Source organism: Pantoea sp. Tr-811, from assembly GCF_011752535.1.
GTDB lineage: Bacteria > Pseudomonadota > Gammaproteobacteria > Pseudomonadales > Pseudomonadaceae > Aquipseudomonas.
Genome location: NZ_VWXJ01000023.1, coordinates 20,938 through 40,666 on the forward strand (window position 1 = coordinate 20,938; position 19,729 = coordinate 40,666).

The 19,729-nt window shown below is 63.5% G+C and carries 18 protein-coding genes; 12 read left to right on the top strand and 6 right to left on the bottom strand.

Translation table 11 applies throughout. From position 1 onward, the window contains the following. The 9 genes from F3J44_RS25750 (at position 1) to F3J44_RS25790 (ending at position 10,635) form a co-directional block, all read left to right on the top strand. Positions 1 to 1,410 (top strand): TolC family outer membrane protein, encoded by a 1,410-nt coding sequence (locus F3J44_RS25750; protein ID WP_205300193.1) that lies wholly within the window; start codon positions 1 to 3, stop codon positions 1,408 to 1,410. 460 nt (positions 1,411 to 1,870) lie between these two features. Continuing rightward, positions 1,871 to 2,902: a GDP-mannose 4,6-dehydratase gene (gene gmd, locus F3J44_RS25755; protein WP_167277270.1), complete on the top strand. Its 1,032-nt coding sequence runs from the start codon at positions 1,871 to 1,873 to the stop codon at positions 2,900 to 2,902. A gap of 5 nt (positions 2,903 to 2,907) precedes the next feature. After that, positions 2,908 to 3,798 (top strand): GDP-mannose 4,6-dehydratase, encoded by an 891-nt coding sequence (locus F3J44_RS25760; protein ID WP_370526789.1) that lies wholly within the window; start codon positions 2,908 to 2,910, stop codon positions 3,796 to 3,798. After that, positions 3,795 to 4,940: a glycosyltransferase family 1 protein gene (locus tag F3J44_RS25765; protein WP_167277275.1), complete on the top strand. Its 1,146-nt coding sequence runs from the start codon at positions 3,795 to 3,797 to the stop codon at positions 4,938 to 4,940. The genes F3J44_RS25760 and F3J44_RS25765 overlap by 4 nt, the downstream gene beginning before the upstream one ends. Beyond that, positions 4,937 to 6,064: a glycosyltransferase family 4 protein gene (locus tag F3J44_RS25770; protein ID WP_167277278.1), complete on the top strand. Its 1,128-nt coding sequence runs from the start codon at positions 4,937 to 4,939 to the stop codon at positions 6,062 to 6,064. The genes F3J44_RS25765 and F3J44_RS25770 overlap by 4 nt, the downstream gene beginning before the upstream one ends. A 143-nt stretch (positions 6,065 to 6,207) precedes the next feature. Continuing rightward, a complete protein-coding gene (locus tag F3J44_RS25775; RefSeq protein ID WP_167277281.1) occupies positions 6,208 to 7,140 on the top strand; it encodes an SDR family oxidoreductase in 933 nt (310 codons plus the stop codon). After that, the gene (locus F3J44_RS25780) at positions 7,137 to 8,141 is read left to right on the top strand and encodes a glycosyltransferase family 4 protein (RefSeq protein WP_167277283.1); all 1,005 of its coding nucleotides are present in this window, start codon (positions 7,137 to 7,139) and stop codon (positions 8,139 to 8,141) included. The genes F3J44_RS25775 and F3J44_RS25780 overlap by 4 nt, the downstream gene beginning before the upstream one ends. A gap of 42 nt (positions 8,142 to 8,183) precedes the next feature. Continuing rightward, positions 8,184 to 10,193 carry a nucleoside-diphosphate sugar epimerase/dehydratase gene (locus F3J44_RS25785; RefSeq protein WP_167058483.1) on the top strand — a complete coding sequence of 670 codons (2,010 nt, stop codon included), beginning with the start codon at positions 8,184 to 8,186 and terminating at the stop codon, positions 10,191 to 10,193. A gap of 118 nt (positions 10,194 to 10,311) precedes the next feature. Continuing rightward, positions 10,312 to 10,635, top strand: a complete 324-nt coding sequence (locus tag F3J44_RS25790) for a ComEA family DNA-binding protein (RefSeq protein ID WP_167058480.1) — start codon at positions 10,312 to 10,314, stop codon at positions 10,633 to 10,635. 143 nt (positions 10,636 to 10,778) lie between these two features. On the opposite strand, the gene F3J44_RS25795 is transcribed toward F3J44_RS25790, so the two are convergent. Then, positions 10,779 to 10,946, bottom strand: a complete 168-nt coding sequence (locus F3J44_RS25795) for a DUF2897 family protein (RefSeq protein WP_016500979.1) — start codon at positions 10,944 to 10,946, stop codon at positions 10,779 to 10,781. 150 nt (positions 10,947 to 11,096) lie between these two features. On the opposite strand from F3J44_RS25795, the gene pyrF reads away from it, so the two are divergent. Further along, positions 11,097 to 11,798 carry an orotidine-5'-phosphate decarboxylase gene (gene pyrF / locus F3J44_RS25800; protein ID WP_167277285.1) on the top strand — a complete coding sequence of 234 codons (702 nt, stop codon included), beginning with the start codon at positions 11,097 to 11,099 and terminating at the stop codon, positions 11,796 to 11,798. A gap of 104 nt (positions 11,799 to 11,902) precedes the next feature. Next, complete coding sequence (locus F3J44_RS25805) at positions 11,903 to 13,093, top strand: O-antigen ligase (RefSeq protein WP_167277287.1); 1,191 nt, start codon at positions 11,903 to 11,905, stop codon at positions 13,091 to 13,093. On the opposite strand, the gene F3J44_RS25810 is transcribed toward F3J44_RS25805, so the two are convergent. From F3J44_RS25810 to F3J44_RS25825, 4 genes are all read right to left on the bottom strand, one after another. Next, positions 13,090 to 14,001: a glycosyltransferase gene (locus tag F3J44_RS25810; protein WP_304622160.1), complete on the bottom strand. Its 912-nt coding sequence runs from the start codon at positions 13,999 to 14,001 to the stop codon at positions 13,090 to 13,092. The two genes, F3J44_RS25805 and F3J44_RS25810, sit on opposite strands and share 4 nt — an antisense overlap. Before the next feature lie 217 nt (positions 14,002 to 14,218). Further along, a complete protein-coding gene (kdsA, locus tag F3J44_RS25815; RefSeq protein WP_167058472.1) occupies positions 14,219 to 15,061 on the bottom strand; it encodes a 3-deoxy-8-phosphooctulonate synthase in 843 nt (280 codons plus the stop codon). A 37-nt stretch (positions 15,062 to 15,098) separates the two neighbouring features. Beyond that, positions 15,099 to 15,938 carry a lipopolysaccharide kinase InaA family protein gene (locus F3J44_RS25820; protein ID WP_167058469.1) on the bottom strand — a complete coding sequence of 280 codons (840 nt, stop codon included), beginning with the start codon at positions 15,936 to 15,938 and terminating at the stop codon, positions 15,099 to 15,101. A gap of 146 nt (positions 15,939 to 16,084) precedes the next feature. Continuing rightward, positions 16,085 to 17,086 (bottom strand): NADP-dependent oxidoreductase, encoded by a 1,002-nt coding sequence (locus tag F3J44_RS25825; protein WP_167277289.1) that lies wholly within the window; start codon positions 17,084 to 17,086, stop codon positions 16,085 to 16,087. Positions 17,087 to 17,255: 169 nt separating this feature from the next. Between F3J44_RS25825 and F3J44_RS25830 the strand changes: the two genes are divergently transcribed. Next, positions 17,256 to 18,017 (top strand): SDR family oxidoreductase, encoded by a 762-nt coding sequence (locus F3J44_RS25830; protein ID WP_167277291.1) that lies wholly within the window; start codon positions 17,256 to 17,258, stop codon positions 18,015 to 18,017. Between the two features lie 501 nt (positions 18,018 to 18,518). Here F3J44_RS25830 and F3J44_RS25835 read toward each other — a convergent pair. After that, complete coding sequence (locus F3J44_RS25835; RefSeq protein WP_167058460.1) at positions 18,519 to 19,709, bottom strand: benzoate/H(+) symporter BenE family transporter; 1,191 nt, start codon at positions 19,707 to 19,709, stop codon at positions 18,519 to 18,521. Between the last annotated feature and the right edge of the window lie 20 nt (positions 19,710 to 19,729).

The window sequence follows — 19,729 nt, forward strand, 5'->3', positions numbered from 1 at the left end:
GTGCTGCGTTTGCTCCCCGGTGTACTGATGTGCATGGCCGCCTGGCAGGCGGTGGCGGTTGAAAACCAGGGCCCCAAGGGGGTGTCGGCGTCTACCTATGCGCTGGACCTCGCCGGCCTGTACCGCGAGGCCCGGCTGGAAGACCCGCGCGTGCTGATAGGCTACGCCAAGGCGCGTTCGGCGGCCGAGAAGCAGCGCGAGGCCTTCGGCCAGTTGCTGCCACAGGTGTCGGCCAATGCCAACGCCAGCCGCGTGCTGCGCAAGAATGAAACCGCTCGCGACATCTACAACAACGAAACCTATTCGCTGAGCCTTACCCAGTACCTGTACAACAAGCCGGCCTGGGAGCGCTACCAGAAGTCCAAGAGCGTCAAGGCCCAGCAGGGCCAGCAGGCCGAGGACACCCTGGCCGAGGCCACGGTAGACCTGGCCAAGCGTTACTTCGTCGCCCTGGCAGCGGACGACGAGCTGGCGCTGGTGCAGGCCGAGCGCCGGGCCACGCAGAAGAACCTCGACCGGGTGAGCATGATGTTCGACCGGCAGATGGCCAAGATCACCGACAAGCTCGACATGCAAGCGCGGGTCGACTTCCTGGCGGCGCAAGAGGTAGACGCGCGCAACCAGGTGCAGGTGAGCCGCGAGGCGCTGGCCGAAATCGTAGGCCGGCCGGTGAACGAGCCGCTCAGCCGGGTGCGTAACGACGTTGCCCTGCAGGCACCGACCCGGCCTTTGCAAAGCTGGATCACCCAGGCGATTGAAACCAACCCGATGCTCAAGGCTTCGCAAAGCGGCGCGGAGGCTGCGAATGCGGCGGTGCGCGAGGGCAAGGGCGAGCATTACCCGCAACTGGCCTTGAGCCTGAGCGCGCAACAGTCCGACCAGGGTTACGACAACACCCAGGCGCCGCGCAGCGACAGCTACGTGGCCTCGCTGGGGGTGAAAATCCCGCTCTACAGCGGTGGCTCCACCTCGGCCCGGGTGCGTGGCCTGTATGACGACCAGCTGGCGGCCGAAGAGCAAGCCGAAGGCGTGCGCCGGCAGGTGGTGAAGGAAACCACCACGGCCTACCTCACCGCCCAGTCCAGCGTCGAGAAAATCCGCGCCAACCGTAATGCGCTGTCGTCGGCGCAGAAGTCGAGCCTGGCGGCGCAGAAGGCCTTCAGTTTCGGCGTCGTGAATGCGGTAGACGTGCTGAATGCGGTGCAGAACGAGTTCAAGGCCCGGCGTGACTTGCTCAAGTCGCAGTACGATTTCATCACCAACCTGTTCCTGCTCAACCGGTGGGCAGGGGAGCTGAACCAGGACAGCGTCGACCATGTGAATGTGTGGTTGAGCCCCGTTCCTGAAACCAGTTTGCCCGGCGGTGATGTGGCCCAGGTGGACGGCGCCGCAGAGCCGCTGCGCCGCTAACCGCTCAGGGAACATTGCCCGCACCCGCACCGCCCCCCCCCCCCGTGTAGGAGCGGGCTTGCCCCGCGAACACCGGCGAAGCCGGTGCCATGCACCGCGGTGCCTGCTTCGCGGGTCAAGCCCGCTCCTACAAACCAGATGTGCACGGTATGTCCCCTGAGGCCGGTGGCGGGGAAATTCAGAAATTTCCTACGCCCATTCCGCTGGAATTGACTGTTCCCGGAACTTATCCTACGCCCCATGTCGAATAGCGTTCGGTTGTAGGGAAAAAACCGCGCTTGTACGCTGTGCAGGGGGCATTGATACCACCTGGCGAGCGCCGGCTTTTTCCAAGTCGAGCGCACCGTCCAACAGATGTATACTCCGTCATCGAACCTTAAAGTGCGCGTGGCAGGATTCGCCCGCGCCGGTCTGACATTCACACATGCCCGCACGGCACTATCGGAGTTGGTTAAGTCGCATGAAAGCAATCGTCACTGGGATCACTGGTCAAGACGGCGCCTACCTGGCGGAACTGCTGCTGGAAAAGGGCTACACCGTCTACGGCACCTACCGTCGCACCAGCTCGGTCAACTTCTGGCGCATAGAAGAGTTGGGTATCCACACCAACCCCAATCTGCACCTGGTCGAATACGACCTCACCGACCTCTCGGCCAGCATTCGCCTGCTGCAAACCACTGAAGCCACCGAGGTGTACAACCTCGCGGCGCAGAGCTTCGTGGGCGTTTCCTTCGAACAGCCCATCACCACCGCCGAAATCACCGGCCTGGGTGCGGTGAACCTGCTCGAAGCCATCCGCATCGTCAACCCGAAGGTGCGCTTCTACCAGGCGTCCACCTCGGAAATGTTCGGCAAGGTCCAGGCCATTCCGCAGGTCGAGGATACCCCGTTCTACCCGCGTAGCCCCTACGGTGTGGCCAAGCTGTACGCCCACTGGATGACCATCAACTACCGCGAGTCGTACGGCATCTTCGCCACCAGCGGCATCCTGTTCAACCACGAGTCGCCACTGCGCGGCCGTGAGTTCGTCACCCGCAAGATCACCGACTCGGTGGCCAAGATCAAACTCGGCCTGCTCGACAAGCTGGAGCTGGGCAACCTCGACGCCAAGCGCGACTGGGGCTTTGCCAAGGAATACGTCGAAGGCATGTGGCGCATGCTGCAAGCCGAAGTGCCAGACACCTTCGTGCTCGCCACCAACCGTACCGAAACCGTGCGTGACTTCGTGTCCATGGCTTTCAAGGCCGCCGGCATCGAAATCACCTGGGCGGGCAAGGACGAAGCCGAGCAGGGCACCTGCGCCGCCACTGGCAAGGTGCTGGTCGTCATCAACCCGAAATTCTATCGCCCTGCGGAAGTCGAGCTGCTGATCGGCAACCCGGCCAAGGCCAAGGAAGTGCTGGGTTGGGAGCCAAAAACCAGCCTCGAAGAGCTGTGCCGCATGATGGTCGAAGCCGACCTGCGTCGTAACGAAAAAGGGTTCTCGTTCTGATGCAAATGGCCAGCAAACGCGCGCTCATCACAGGGATTCAGGGCTTCACCGGCCGCTACATGGCAGCCGAGTTGCAAGCCCGTGGTTATCACGTCATAGGGACTGGCAGCCAGCCGTCGCAGGCACCTGACTACCATCAGGTCGACCTCACCGACGGCCCTGGCCTGCGTGCATTGCTGGCCGAACTGCAGCCGGATGTCATCGTGCATCTGGCTGCCATCGCTTTTGTCGGGCACGGCGCCGCCGATGCGTTCTACCAGGTGAACCTGGTGGGCACGCGCAACCTGCTCGAAGCCATCGCGGCCTGCGGCAAAACACCAGACTGTGTGTTGATCGCCAGCAGCGCCAACGTCTATGGCAATGTTTCCGAAGGGATGCTGGGCGAGCAGACGCTGCCCGCACCGGCCAATGATTACGCGGTCAGCAAGCTGGCCATGGAATACATGGCCCGGCTGTGGTTCGACCGCCTGCCAATCGTCATCACGCGCCCCTTCAACTACACCGGTGTCGGGCAGGCAGAGAACTTCCTGCTGCCCAAGATCGTCTCGCACTTCCAGCGCAAGGCCGACACCATCGAACTCGGCAACCTTGATGTATGGCGCGATTTCAGCGACGTGCGCGCCGTGGTGCAGGCCTACCGTGGCCTGATCGAAGCACGCCCGGTGGGGCAGACGGTGAACGTCAGCTCCGGGCAAACCCACTCGCTGCGCGAAGTGATCGCCAAGTGCTCGGCCATCACCGGCCATGCTATCGAGGTGCAGGTCAACCCGGCGTTCGTGCGCGCCAACGAGGTCAAAAGCCTCTGTGGTGACAACAGCCTCCTGCGCGCCCTGGTACCGGGCTGGCAAACCCCGTCGTTGGATGAAACCCTGGGTTGGATGCTTACGGGTAAATGAAGCTCATCCTTTCCGTCGAGCCGGTCCGCTTCCCGCTGACCGGCATAGGGCGCTACACCTACGAACTGGCCACGCGCCTGCAGAACAGCAGCGCAATCACGCACCTTGAGTTCTTTGCCGGGCGGCGCTTCCTGCCGGCCTTGCCCCAGGCGGCTGAGCAGTCCGATGCGGTGCACGGGCTCAAGCGCCTGGTGCAAAAGAACGGCTTGGCCGTGGAGGCCTACCGGCGGCTGATGCCTTACCTGCGCAAGCGTGCGCTGAAAGGGCATGAGGACCACCTCTACCACAGCCCCAATTACTACCTGCCGCCGTTCGCTGGGCGCAGCGTGGCAACGTTTCATGACCTGTCGCCCTTTACCTGGGCGCACTGCCAGGCCCCGCAGATTGCACGCTACCTGCAGAAAGAACTCAAGCAGACGCTGGCACGTGCAGACGCGCTGATCACCGATTCGCGCTACACCCGCCAGGAGCTGGCCGATTACTTCGCCTGGCCCATCGAACGCATCCATGCAGTGCCCCTGGCCAGTTCGCCGGAATTCTACCCGCGCAGCGCCGAGGCCCTGCGTGAAACGCTGGCCCGCCATGGCCTGGTGCCGGGTGGCTACAGCTTGTATGTCGGCACCATCGAGCCGCGCAAGAACCTGGAAACCCTGCTGGATGCCTACGGCAAGCTGCCATTGGCGCTGCGCCAGCGCTGGCCCCTGATCCTCACCGGCTACCACGGCTGGCGCAGCGAGGCCATTCACCAACGCATCGCCCAGGCGCAGCAACAAGGTTGGGCGCGCTACCTGGGCTTTGCCGCCAGCGAAGAGCTGCCGCTGCTGTATGCCGGCGCGCGCTTGTTCACCTTCCCCTCGCACTACGAAGGCTTCGGCCTGCCGGTGCTCGAAGCCATGAGCTCGGGCGTGCCGGTGGTGTGCTCCAACAGCTCCTCGTTGCCAGAAGTGGCAGGGCAGGCCGCACTGATGTGCGCGCCGGACGACGTCGATGGCCTGAGCGCCCTGTTGCAGCAAGGGCTTGAGGACGAAGCCTGGCGCCAGTCGGCCGTGCAGCAGGGCTTGCAGCACGCCGCCGGGTTCTCCTGGGAGCGTTGTGCCCAGGCCACCATCGAGGTCTACCGCAAGGTCAGCGAGGGACGATGATCAAGGTACTGCACTTTTTCAAAACCTATTACCCCGACTCCATGGGCGGTATCGAGCAGGTCATCTTCCAGATCGCCGAAGGCACCCGCACCCACGGTATCGAGTCCGAAGTGCTTTACCTCAGCGACCGCGGCGCGGCGCGCAACGAGCCAGTGGCGAACCACCTCACGCACCGTGCCAAGCTCGACCTGCACCTGGCCTCCACCGGTTTTTCCGTGTCGGCGCTGAAGGATTTCACCGAGCTGGCCCGCCAGGCCGACATCGTGCATTACCACTTCCCCTGGCCCTACATGGACCTGGTGCACTTCCTGGCCCGCCTGAACAAGCCGACCGTGGTCAGCTACCATTCGGACATCATCAAGCAAAAGTGGCTGCTCAAGCTCTACCAGCCGCTGATGCACCGGTTTTTCGCAAGCGTCGACCGGGTGGTGGCATCCTCGCCCAACTACGCGGCCCACAGCCCGGTGTTGACGCGCTTCAAGGACAAAGTCTCGATCATTCCCTATGGGCTGGATCGGGCCACCTATCCGCAGGCGTCGGCCAGCAAGCTGGCCTACTGGCGCGAGCGGCTGGGTGAGCGGTTCTTCCTGTTCGTGGGGGCACTGCGTTACTACAAGGGCCTGGATTACCTGCTGCAGGCGGCCAAGCTCAATGGGTTGCCGGTGGTGATCATGGGTGGCGGTTTCCTTGAGGCCGAGTTGAAGCAACAGGCAGCCGACCTTGGCCTGGGCAATGTGCATTTCCTGGGCGGCCTGCCGGACGAAGACAAGGCCGCATTGCTCGAACTGTGCTACGGCTTCGTGTTTCCCTCGCACCTGCGTTCGGAATCCTTCGGTATTTCCTTGCTGGAAGCGGCGATGTACGGCAAGCCGTTGATTTCCTGCGAAATGGGCTCGGGCACGACCTTCATCAACCTGGCCGACCAAACCGGCCTGGTCATACCGCCACGCGACGCCCCGGCACTGGCCCGGGCCATGCAGCGCCTGTGGGATGACCCAGCCATGGCCCAGGCCATGGGCGCCAAGGCCCTGGAGCGCTACGAGCAGGTGTTCACCGCCCCGGCCATGGCCGCGGCCTATGCCGATTTGTACCGAAGCCTGCTGGACCACCGCCAGCCTTCGTAATGCATCACGGCCCTTGTAGGAGCGGGCTTGCCCCGCGAAGCAGGCGCCGCGGTGCCGGGCACCGGCTTCGCCGGTGTTCGCGGGGCAAGCCCGCTCCTACAACGGTCGCGCCAGATTTTGGATTAGCGCTAAGAATACTATTCATGGACAGACGAACAATTCTTGTCACCGGCGCCAGCGGTTTCGTAGGCAGCGCCCTGTGCCGCCAGTTGAACGCCTCCGGCGCCTTCAGCGTCCGCGCCCCGTCACGCCGTGACGGTGAACTCGGCGCCGCGACCGACTGGGCCCCGCTGCTGGCAGGTGCCGACGCGGTCATCCATGCCGCCGCCCGGGTGCATGTCATGCAGGAAAATGCCAATGACAGCCAGGCCGAACACCGCCGGGTCAACACCGAAGGCACGCTGAACCTCGCACGCCAGGCTGCGGCCGCCGGTGTGCGCCGCTTCATCTTCATAAGCTCGATCAAGGTCAATGGCGAACTCAGCCAGCCCGGCCAGCCCCTGCGCGCCGATGACCCGCCCGCGCCCCAGGACGCCTATGGGGTGTCCAAGCACGAGGCCGAGCAGGGCCTGCTGCAACTGGCGGCGGCTACCGGCATGGAAGTGGTGGTGGTACGCCCGGTGCTGGTCTACGGGCCAGGGGTGAAGGCCAACTTCCTCAGCATGCTGCGCTGGGTGCAGCGCGGCGTGCCGTTGCCGCTGGGCGCACTGCGCAACCGCCGCAGCCTGGTGTTCGTGGACAACCTCGTCGACCTGGTAATGACTTGCCTCGATCACCCGCAAGCGGCCAACCAGGTGTTTCTGGCCAGCGACGGCCAGGACGTGACCCTCAGCGAACTGCTGCGCGCCCTCGGCCAGGCACTCGGGCGCCCGGCGCGCCTGCTGCCAGTGCCACCTGTGCTGCTGCACATGGCGGCGCGGGTGCTTGGGCGCGGCGACCTGGCGCAACGCCTGCTAGGCTCGCTGCAAGTCGACATCGCCAAGAACCGGCAACTGCTGGGCTGGGCACCTCCCTACACGCTGCAACAAGGACTCAACGTGACCGCCCGCGCTTTCCTGGATGCCCAACCTCGATGATCTGGCTGATGCTGGCCGCAGGCCTCGCCGCCCTGGCAATGACCGCGGGCCTGCGCCGTTACGCGCTGTCCCGCAGCCTGCTGGACATCCCCAACGCCCGCAGCTCGCACAGCCTGCCGACCCCGCGCGGTGGCGGCCTGTCGTTCGTCATCACGTTCATGCTGGCGGCACTGGCCCTGGGCTGGAACGGCCTGCTAGCGCCGTCGCATTTGGCCGGCCTGCTGGGTGCCGGCGGGCTGGTAGCGGTGATCGGGTTCATGGACGACCACGGCCATATCGCTGCGCGCTGGCGCCTGCTCGGGCACTTCCTGGCCGCTGGCTGGGGGCTTGCCTGGCTGGGTGGCCTGCCGCCGCTGCTGGTGTTCGGTTGGGAGCTTCACAGCGCCTGGCTGGGCGCTGTGCTCGGTGCGCTGTACCTGGTGTGGCTGCTCAACCTGTACAACTTCATGGACGGCATCGACGGCATCGCCAGCATCGAGGCCATCTGCGTGTGCCTGGGCGGCTGCCTGCTGTACGCGCTGGTGGGCCACCCCGAGGCGCTATGGTTGCCGCTGTTGCTGGCGGCCACGGTGGCCGGCTTCCTGTTCTGGAACTTCCCGCCAGCGCGCATTTTCATGGGGGACGCCGGCAGCGGTTTCCTCGGCATCGTGCTGGGTTTGCTGGCGTTGCAGGCAGCCTGGATAAATCCGCTATTATTCTGGGGATGGTTAATACTTTTGGGTGTGTTCGTGGTGGATGCCACGTTCACCCTCGGGCGCCGCTTGCTGCGCGGTGAGCGCGTCTACGAGGCGCACCGCAGCCATGCCTACCAGTATGCCTCGCGCCAGCACGGCAGCCATCGGCCGGTCAGCCTGGCGGTGGCGGCAATCAATCTGGGCTGGTTGCTGCCGGTAGCGTTGGTGGTGGTAGCGTTCCAGCTCGACGGGGCAACGGGAACCCTGGTGGCCTATGTGCCTCTTATACTGCTGGCGGTCAAATACCATGCTGGGAAGCGCGAGTAACATGATCACGGCTAGCGGGCATGGCACCTTGAGGAGGGCCGGATGAGCGAGGCAAACAACGACAGCGTGCGCCAGTTCCTGGTGAACCTGTCACGTCGGCAAAAACGCCTGATCCAGGTGTGCACCGACGTGCTGCTGATCTGGCTCGCCCTGTGGCTGTCGTTCATCGTGCGCCTGGGCATCGACGAGATGTACAACCCGATCCTGGAGCACACCTGGCTGTTCCTGGCTGCGCCCACCGTGGCGGTGCCGCTGTTCATCCGCTTTGGCATGTACCGGGCGGTGATGCGCTATTTCGGCAATGACGCCCTGGTCACCATCATCAAGGCGGTGACCCTGTCGGCGTTGATCCTGGCGGTGGTGGTGTACTGGTACAGCAACCACAAGGAAGTCGTGCCGCGCTCGATCATCTTCAACTATTGGTGGCTGAGCCTGGTGATCATCGGTGGCTTGCGCCTGGTCATGCGCCAGTATTTCCTCGGTGACTGGTTCACCGGCAACCATCAGATTCCCTTCGCCAACCGCGACGATGGCCAGATCAAGGTCGCCATCTATGGCGCCGGTACTGCTGGCAACCAGCTGCTGGCGGCCCTGCGCATGGGCCGGGTGATGCGCCCGGTGGCGTTCATCGACGATGACGGCGACCTGGCCAACCGGGTTATTTCCGGGCTGCAGGTGTACAAGCCCAAGCACCTGCAGCAGATGATCAAGGAAAGCGGTGCCCAGGAGATCCTGTTGGCGCTGCCACGCGCCTCGCGCTCGCGGCGCAAGGAAATCCTCGCCTTCCTCGAACCGTTCCCGCTGCACGTGCGCAGTGTGCCGGCCTTCGCCGACCTTGCCAGCGGCCGGGTGAAGGTCGATGACATCCAGGATGTCGACATCGCCGACCTGCTGGGGCGCGACCCGGTGCCGGCCCAGGAGGAACTGCTCGAACGCTGCATCAAGAAGCAAACGGTGCTGGTCACCGGCGCTGGTGGCTCGATCGGCTCGGAACTGTGCCGGCAGATCATCGGCTCGCAGCCCAGAACGCTGCTGCTATTCGACCACAGTGAGTTCAACCTGTACAACATCCTCAGCGAGCTGGAGCAACGCATTGCCCGCGAGTCGCTGCAGGTGCGCCTGTTGCCGATTCTGGGTTCGGTGCGTAACCAGCAGCATTTGGCCGACATCATGGGCACCTGGCGGGTCGACACGGTCTACCACGCCGCCGCCTACAAGCATGTGCCGATGGTCGAGCACAACATGGCCGAAGGCATTCTCAACAATGTCTTTGGCACCCTGTGCACGGCCCAGGCGGCCTTGCAGTCGGGGGTGGCGAACTTCGTGCTCATTTCCACCGACAAAGCCGTGCGCCCCACTAACGTGATGGGCAGTACCAAGCGCTTGTCCGAGCTGATTCTGCAGGCGCTCAGCCGCGAGGCGGCGCCGGTGATGTACGGCGACAGTGCCAAGGTATCCCGGGTGAACAAAACCCGCTTCACCATGGTGCGCTTCGGCAACGTGCTGGGTTCTTCCGGCTCGGTGATCCCTCTGTTCCACAAGCAGATCAAGGCCGGTGGGCCGTTGACAGTCACCCACCCGAAAATTACCCGCTACTTCATGACCATTCCGGAAGCCGCGCAACTGGTGGTGCAGGCCGGGGCCATGGGGCAGGGCGGCGACGTGTTCGTGCTGGACATGGGCGAGCCGGTGAAGATCGTGGAGCTGGCCGAGAAGATGATCCACCTGTCGGGCCTGAGCGTACGCAGCCCAAACAACCCCCATGGCGATATCGCCATCGAGTTCAGCGGCCTGCGCCCTGGCGAGAAGCTTTATGAGGAACTGCTAATCGGCGATGACGTGGCGCCAACGCTGCACCCGATGATCATGACCGCCAACGAGGATTATCTCGCCTGGGACCTGCTGCGCGAGCGGCTGGGCGCCTTGCTCAAGGCGGTGGCCGAGGATGACTTCAGCCGGGTTCGGCAGTTGCTGCGCGAGCTGGTCAATGGCTATACGCCCGAAGGCGATATCGTCGATTGGGTGTACCAGCAGCAGCGCCAGGACAGGTAGGGCGCTTTCCTACAGCCTGCGCTGTTTCTGGCGCTATCTCGCCGCACTTCGAGGCGTTAGTTTTACCGGGCAGCCAAGGAAACGCTGCCTTGTAAACTGACTCGAAGGAGTGCCTGTCATGCGCAATAACGTTCTGTCCTACCTGTTTCTGCCCCTGTTCGCGGGCCTGTCGTTTTCCGTCAATGCAACGCCCACCACTGCACCTGAGCCGGTGCCGTTGGTGAGCCAGCAAGCCATGGCCTCGGCCATGCTTAACCTGAACCAAGCGGATGCAGTTACGTTGCAAAAGGAGCTGAGCGGCATTGGTAAAGCCAAGGCCGAAGCCATCGTGGCCTACCGCGAGGCCAACGGGCCGTTCGCTTCGGTGGATGAACTGTTGGAAATCAAAGGCATCGGCAATGCGCTGCTGGAGCGCAACCGTGGCAAGTTGAGCGTGGAGTAAGCACCCTTACCCCCGTAGGAGCGAGCGTAGCTCGCGATGGGCTGCAAGGCAGCCCCTGGGGCCGCTGCGCGGCCCATCGCGAGCTTTGCTCGCTCCTACGGGAATCACAGGGAATCACAGGAAATTGCGGGGTCGCTGTCCTCCTACCGATCCTGCGCATCCTTGGCATCGGCCTCGGCATTGCGCTCGTGCACCTTGCGCAATTGCTCATCCGTCAACGGCAGCTTCTTCGCCGTATCACGCAGCATCATCAGCCCGCCGACGATCGAACCCAAGGCTATGATGAGTATCAGCCAGGCATACCAAGGCATGTGTGTTTCTCCCATTCTCAAAAAGCGCATCGCTTGTAGGAAATTCGAGCAACTGCGCCATTGGTTGGTTCCATTATAGGATCCTGCCCCCTGGCCGACCAAATCTCGCGTACAATGCGCGCCGTTTTGACTTGCCAAAGAGACCTCGACATGTCCGCCTGCCAGACGCCCCTGATCGTCGCCCTGGATTTCCCTACCCGTGACGCCGCCCTCAAGCTGGCCGACCAGCTGGACCCGGCCCTGTGCCGCGTCAAGGTGGGCAAGGAGCTGTTCACCAGCAGTGCCTCCGGCATTGTCGAAACCCTGTGCCAGAAGGGCTTCGAGGTGTTCCTCGACCTCAAGTTCCACGACATTCCCAACACCACCGCCATGGCCGTGAAGGCGGCCGCCGAGATGGGCGTGTGGATGGTCAACGTGCACTGCTCCGGTGGCCTGCGCATGATGTCGGCCTGCCGCGAAGAACTGGCCAAGCGCAGTGGCCCGCAGCCGCTGCTGATCGGCGTGACCGTGCTCACCAGCATGGAGCGTGAAGACCTGGCTGGCATCGGCCTGGATGTCGACCCGCAAGAGCAGGTGCTGCGCCTGGCCGCACTGGCCCAGAAGGCCGGCATGGACGGCCTGGTATGCTCGGCCCTGGAAGCCCCGGCGCTGAAAGCCGCGCACCCGGCGCTGCAACTGGTAACCCCAGGCATTCGCCCCGCCGGCAGCGCCCAGGACGACCAGCGCCGCATCCTCACCCCGCGCCAGGCGCTGGACGCCGGTTCCGACTACCTGGTAATCGGCCGCCCGATCAGCCAGGCGGCCAACCCGGCCGATGCACTGAGGGCCGTCGTGGCTGAAATCAGCCGCTGAAACCCGCCGCTGTGTCGCCCCCATGGATGATGTTCATCAAAACCTGAGATGCTGAGGGCCCGGCGCACGGGTGCGCCAAATCTCCATTTGCAAGAGGACGCTAGATGCAAACTGATGCACTGACCGCTTCTCCAGCTCAACGATGGGGTGCCCTCATCACGCGCTACGTGTTGCCGCTGGGCTGGCTGTCGATCATGACGGGCATGTTCTGGGTTGGCGACCGGGCGCTGTACCACAAGCTTTTCTACATCCTGCTGGCTGCACCCACGCTGGTGGCGCTGATCCTCCAGCCACGGGTCGCCAAGGCGCTGTTCAGCAACCCGCTGTTCATCGCTTTCCTGGTGTTCAGTGCCTACACCATGCTCACCGTGGCCTGGGCCGATACCGAAAACTCGTTGGGCAGCTTGCTCAAGCGGCCGCTTTACGTGGCCATGCTGCTGATGTCGGCGGGCATGATCTGCCTGCAGTCACCGCCGCTGTTCCAGCAATGCGTGCGCCTGGCTGCCGTGATAGCGGCGCTGGCCACGGCCCTGATGCTGGCGTACTTCGCCTACCATCCAGATGCCAGCGGGCGCTTCACCGGCTATGGGGCGTTCTACAACCCGCTGCTGACGGCCCACGTGCTGGGCACCTTCGCCGCCATCTGGCTGGTGGTATGGTTTCAGGGGCCGCGTGTGTTCAACCCGCTGGCGCTGGCGAGCCTGGCGGTACTGCTGGTGGCGGTGCTGGCCACCGGCTCTCGAACCCCTCTGGTAGGGCTGGCCGCAGCGTTAGGCTGGCTGCTGATGGTCAGTGACCGGCGCCGTGGCCTACTGGCCGTTGGCTTGGTGGTGCTGGGCCTGGTGGGCGTTGCCTTGGCTTACCCCGAGGCGATCCTACAGCGCGGTGTGTCCTACCGCCCGGCCATCTGGATGGAGTCGCTGCGCCAGATCGGCGAACACCCGTGGTTCGGCCATGGCTACGACACGCACATGACCGTGATCATCCCAGGCCTTGAGCAGACCTTGGCCGACCCGCACAACATCGAACTGGGCGTGCTGTACGCCGGTGGCATCGTAGGGTTGGTACTGTGGATGGCAATCTATGGCCTGGCCATGCACTTCTGCTGGCGCAACCGGGCGCAGCCCTTCGTGATGCTGGCCGCCACCTGGATGATCTTCGGGTTCGCCTCGGGCCTGACCGAAGGCAGTGCGTTCATGTCACGCCCGAAAGAGCATTGGTACCTGATCTGGATGCCGCTGGCGCTGGTGTATGGCCAATGGCTGTTGCAGCAGGCGCGCCAGCGCCTGGCTTAAGACCACACCAGGCGCCACAGGCCGCGCAAGGTCTTCCTGTTCCAATACTTCACCGGGATGTTCGAAAGGATTTCCCGGGCGAGTGGCTTGTCCCGGTTGGCGTACTTGAGCAGCATGGAGTTGCGAAAGCGCATGCACACCTGTTCGTAGCTTGGGTGGTCGCTGAAGATCGCGTAGGTCTTGAGTACGTTGTCGATCATGAAGCGGCCGTTCTTGAAGGTGTTGGTGGGGTGGTCGCGGTATTGCGCCAGCACCTCGCCCAGCACATCGATGAAGTAGCCGGCGTGGGCAATCGACAGCTCGATGTACACATCCTCCAGGCGGATCTGGTCATGGAACCCGCCCACTTTCTCCAGCGCCTCGCGGCGTAGCATCAAGGTGGCCGCCATCGGCCCGGGCTTGCGGTCCAGGAACAGGTCGTCGAAGTCCAGGCGGCGGAAGGGCAGGTTGCGGTTGCGCTGCTCGCGGGCGCCCATGACCTTGCCGTCCTGGTCGATGGTTTCGATGTTTGCCGAGCAGATGCCAACTTCCGGTTTGCCTTGCATGTAGGCCACCTGGGTGGCGATACGGTGCGGGACCATGATGTCGTCAGAGCCGAACGGCACGATCAGGTTGCCCTTGGCGCGGGCGATCGCCTGGTTCAGGGTGCGCGCCAGGCCCTGGTTGGCCTGCAGCTTCAGGTCGAAGCCATGTTGCTGCTGCAGCTGTTGCAGCAGGCGGGGACTGTCGTCCTTGGAGCCGTCGTCGATGACCAGCAGCTCGATGTTGTCGTAGGTCTGGTTGATGACGCTGAGGATGCTTTGCTCGATGTACCTGGCATGGTTATAGGACGCTATGATCACGGTCACCAGGGGTGACTCATTGGCAGGGTGTTCGGCGTGCATGTAGAAGCCTCTAAACAGGGTCATCGCTGCATTCATTCATTGCAGCTCACTTATCGCCTTTTTGCTCAAGCTTGAGGCTCACGGTCGGCAGTATTTGCCAAGGGTACTGCAAGCGCCGGGGCGGCGCGACCATTGGGCCCCTGGCGTAGCACGTTGTTACGCTCTGCGGGCAATTTATACCTATCACATGATGAAAAGGCCGACACGCGGGTGCGTGCCGGCCTTTTGGGCGGGCGGTCGATCAGGCGATAGTCAGGGGTGGGAACGACTTCACCAGGTCGTCCAGCGCCTTGATCTGCGCCAGGAACGGCTCCAGCTTGTCCAGCGGCAGGGCGCTTGGGCCATCGCACTTGGCTTGGTCGGGGTTCGGGTGGGCTTCCAGGAACAGGCCAGCCAGGCCAACGCCCATGCCGGCGCGTGCCAGGTCGACCACCTGCTCGCGGCGGCCACCGGAGGCGGCGCCCGACGGGTCGCGGTTTTGCAGGGCGTGGGTCACGTCGAAGATGATCGGCAGGTTGTCGCAGGTGCGTTTCATCACGCCAAAGCCGAGCATGTCGACCACCAGGTTGTCGTAGCCCATGCAGGTGCCGCGGTCGCACAGGATCAGCTGGTCGTTACCGGCTTCCTTGAACTTCTGCACGATGTTCTGCATCTGCGACGGGCTGAGGAATTGCGGCTTCTTGATGTTCACCGGCTTGCCGGTTTTGGCCAGGGCCACCACCAGGTCGGTCTGGCGTGCCAGGAAGGCCGGCAGCTGCAGCACGTCGACCACTTCGGCCACCGGGGCGCACTGGTGAATTTCATGCACGTCGGTGATGATCGGCACGCCGAACTCGGCTTTCACCTTTTCGAAGATGCGCAGGCCTTCTTCCATGCCTGGGCCACGGTAGGAGTGGATCGAGGAACGGTTGGCCTTGTCGAAGCTGGCCTTGAATACGTAGGGGATGCCCAGTTTCTCGGTTACCCGAACGTACTCGGCGCAGGCGGTCAACGCCAGGTCCTCGGACTCGAGCACATTGATGCCGCCGAACAATACGAACGGGGCGGTGTTGGAGCATTCGATAGTCTGGGTGATCTTGATCATTTTCTACTCTGTGAAGTCATGGGGTAGCCATGACGCTCTACCAGCGGCTTTCGAGCACACCACTGGTGAAGATTTCTCGGCGCTTCAAGCGCCCGATTTCTTCATGCTTGGCGAGCGCATACACCCGGTTGAAGGCGGCGCGTTGCACATCCGGGAAGTACTCGGCGAGCGCGCATTCTACCGCAGCATCATAGTCCGCTTCGGTGATGTAGCGGTAGATTTCTCGAAAGTAGAAAAAACCGAACTGAAAGCCCAACGTTTCGCTCAGGTAGTCGGTAGGCTCCGAGAAGCTGTTCTCCAGGTCGATCGCCTGGGCTTCGCCGCGCTTGGGTAGCATGACGTTCGCCGCCCACAGGTCCATGTGGGTAATACCCTGGGCGTGCAGGGCATGCAGCAGCTCGAAGGTTGCCCGTATCACGTGGTGTACGGATTCCGGCGCCTGGCGAACGGTGCTCATGCCGTCCACGTGCCCGGTCAGCAACTCGGTAATCAGGATGAAGTCTTGCATCAGGCCGAGTTTCGAGCGGCGGTAGCCGAAGCCTTTCAGCGCGGGGACGCGGGCGCCGCGCCTGGCTGCTTCGTGGGTGTTGATCAATTCTTCCAGCGACCAGTCGTACATGCCATTGCGCTTGGGGCTGCCACGCTGCATTCGCCATTTCTTGCGCAGCGAGTCGAGTTGTTCGCGTTTGGTGAACAGTTTGCTGGCAGAGCACGCCAGCGGCGCGCTCACCCGTTTGGCTGCAGGCGTTTGCTCAACCAGTTGTTCGAGCGCCTTGCGGGTGTGGGCCGGGATGGGAGACTGAAAGTGCAGGGTGGTGTCGCGAAGCTGCACGGTGTGAGGGAATTCGTCCTGCCATTGCTGTGTATTACCTACCACGCATCGTCCTTGTAGTGCCAAAAAGCCATAATCATTGGATCCAATGATACTGAGTTTTCACAATTTCACTACAATTTATTCACAATTGATTAATGCCTATGTGCTAGCAACCGAGGAACCGGCAGGGGCTCCCCGGTTGCAAGGGGTCAAACTTTCAACACCAGCTTGCCGAAGTTTTCACCGCTGAAGAGTTTCAGCAGCGTCTCGGGGAAGGTTTCCAGCCCCTCGACCACATCCTCCTTGCTCTTGACCTTGCCACTGGCCAGCCAGCCGGCGATTTCCTGCGCGGCCTTGCCATAGTCCTTGGCATGGTCCATTACCACGAAGCCTTCCATGCGTGCGCGGTTCACCAGCAGCGCCAGGTAGTTGGCCGGGCCTTGCACGTTCTCCTTGTTGTTGTACTGGCTGATTGCGCCGCAGATGACGATGCGCGCCTTGAAGTTGATGCGCGTGAGCACGGCGTCGAGGATTTCCCCGCCCACGTTGTCGAAGTACACATCCACGCCTTTGGGGCACTCGCGTTTAAGGCCTTCGAGCACGTTCTCGGCTTTGTAGTCGATCACCCCGTCGAAGCCCAGTTCGTCCTTCAGGTACTGGCATTTCTGCGCGCCGCCGGCAATGCCGACCACGTGGCAGCCCTTGAGCTTGGCGATTTGCCCGACGATGCTGCCCACCGCACCGGCGGCGGCGGAGATCGCCACGGTATCACCGGCCTTGGGCTGGCCGACGTCGAGCAGGGCAAAGTAGGCGGTCATGCCGGTCATGCCCAGGGCCGACAGGTAGCGTGGCAGCGGGGCCAGGCGCGGGTCGATCTTGTGCAGGCCCTGGGGTTCGCCGGTGAACAAATCCTGCACGCCGAGGGCGCCGCTAACATGATCGCCAGGCTTGAAGTCGGGGTGCTTGGAGGCAACCACTTCACCAACGCCCAGGGCCCGCATCACCTGGCCGAGCGCCACGGGCGGGATGTACGACTTGCCCTCGTTCATCCAGCCGCGCATGGCCGGGTCCAGCGACAGGTACAGGTTGCGCACCTGCACCTGGCCGTCTGCCGGCGCTTCGGCAGGCACGCGCTCAAAGGTGAAGTCGTCGCGGCGCACGGCGCCCACTGGGCGTTTGGCGAGCAGGAAGCGGCGGTTGGTCTGGGTCATGGCAGGGGTCCTTTGTGGGCTGAACGGTCAATTTAACCTGCTTATGCAGGCGGGTCCGTAAAATCACTGGTAAGCATGGTAGCTCAACCGCTGCCCTGATGATGCTGCCCTGCCGGGCAGCCGGGTGGCTAGACTCGGGCCGGTATCCCATCCCCTTCAGGAGCAGACGATGAGCATGACCTTTTCCGGCCAGGTAGCCCTGGTCACCGGTGGCGCGGCGGGCATTGGCCGGGCAACGGCGCTGGCCTTCGCCGGCGAAGGGCTGAAGGTGGTGGTGGCCGACCTCGACCCGCTGGGCGGTGAAGCAACCGTGGCGCAGATTCGCCAAGACGGTGGGCAGGCGCTGTTCGTGGCCTGTGACGTGACCCGCGATGCCGAGGTGCGCCAGCTGCATGAACAGGTCATCAAGGCTTATGGGCGGCTGGACTACGCCTACAACAACGCCGGCATCGAAATCGAGCAGGGCCGCCTGGCCGAGGGCAGCGAAGCTGAGTTCGATGCCATCATGGGCGTCAACGTCAAGGGCGTGTGGTTGTGCATGAAATACCAGCTGCCGTTGCTGCTGGCCCAGGGTGGCGGGGCGATCGTCAACACCGCCTCGGTGGCGGGCTTGGGCGCGGCGCCGAAAATGAGCATCTACAGCGCGTCCAAGCATGCCGTGATCGGGCTGACCAAGTCGGCGGCCATCGAGTATGCCAAGAAGGGCATTCGCGTGAATGCGGTGTGCCCGGCGGTCATCGACACCGACATGTTCCGCCGCGCCTATGAAGCCGACCCGCGCAAGGCCGAGTTCGCCGCCGCGATGCACCCGGTGGGGCGCATCGGCAAGGTCGAGGAAATCGCCAGCGCGGTGCTGTACCTGTGCAGCGATGGCGCGGCCTTCACCACCGGCCATTGCCTGACGGTGGATGGCGGGGCGACCGCGATCTGAGCCAACGGCCTCCGCGCGGCGCTAATCATAACTGTCTGATTTAACGGAATATCCTGTAGGAGATAACCCAGCCCTCGCGGGCTGCGCTGTCGCGCAGGGAACATTGCCAGCCGCCGCGCCGCAATGCGTGAGTGTCCAAAATGCGATACGCGAACACCACCGATTGACCTACACCGCAACCCTGGCCTGCCGAACCAGCGCCCATCTCCAGGCCAGCGCCGCCCCGGTAGGAGCGAGCACAGCTCGCGATGGGGCGCGCAGCGGCCCCAGGTCTTCAGCTTCGCAACTCATCACGCTGGGGCTGCTTTGCAGCCCATCGCGAGCTGCGCTCGCTCCTACCGGGTCCTGTGGGGCAGGCGACGCGGTGGATGGCACCGGCTACGCCGGTGTTCGCGGCGGTTCGACGCCTCGACAAGCCCGCTCCCACAGGATTCATTTTTAAATCAGATAGTTACGATTTTTTCCATAGGAGCGGGGTTACCCGCGACGGCGATAAAGGCTTCAGGCCTTGCGCGGGCTAAGTATCACCAAGGTCACCACCCCCGCCACAATCCCCCAGAACGCCGAGCCAATCGAAAACAAGGTAAACCCGGAGGCCGTCACCATGAAGGTGATCAACGCCGCCTCCCGCTCACGCGCCTCGCCCATGGCCACGGTCAGGCCGTTCATGATCGAGCCAAACAGCGCCAACGCGGCAATCGACAGCACCAGCTCTTTGGGCAAGGCCGCGAACAGCGCCGCCAGGGTGGCGCCGAATACCCCGGCAATGCCATAGAAAATCCCGCACCACACGGCCGCCGTATAGCGTTTGCGCGGGTCTTCATGGGCATGCGGCCCGGTGCAGATCGCCGCGCTGATCGCCGCCAGGTTCACCCCGTGCGAGCCAAACGGCGCCAGCAGCAAGGAAGCGAAGCCGGTGGCCGAAATCAGCGGCGAGGCGGGCACCTGGTAACCGTCCGCCCGCAGCACCGCCACGCCGGGCATGTTCTGCGAGGTCATGGCCACCACGAACAGCGGAATACCGATGCTGATGGTCGCAGCCAACGAGAAACTGGGCGTGGTCCACACCGGGGTCGCTACTTCCAGCGAGAAGCCGCTGAAGTCCAGCAGGCCCAGCACGCCCGAGAGCAGCGTACCCACCAGCAACGCCGCCAGCACGCAGTAGCGCGGCGACAGGCGCTTGACCAGCAGGTAGCTGAAGAACATGCCCAGCACCAGCAACGTGCGATGCTGGGCGGCAACGAAGATTTCGCTGCCGATCTTGAACAGGATGCCGGCCAGCAGGGCAGAGGCCAATGACGCTGGAATGCGCTTGACCAGGCGCTCGAAGCTGCCGGTCAGGCCGCAAATCACCACCAGCAACGCGCAGGTGATGTAGGCGCCGATGGCCTCGGGGTAGCTCACCCCGCCCAGGCTGGTAATCAGCAGCGCCGCCCCTGGCGTGGACCAGGCCACGGTGATCGGGGTGCGGTAGCGCAATGACAGGCCGATGCTGCACACCGCCATGCCGATCGACAGCGCCCAGATCCACGATGAAATCTGCGCCGAGGTCAGGCCGGCAGCCTGGCCGGCCTGGAACATCAGCACCAGCGAGCTGGTGTAGCCGGTGAGCATGGCGATGAAACCGGCAACTACCGCTGAAGGGGCACTGTCTGCCAGGGGCCGCAGGGGGGCGGAGGTGGCATCGGTCATGGGAGGGGTCCTTGTCCATG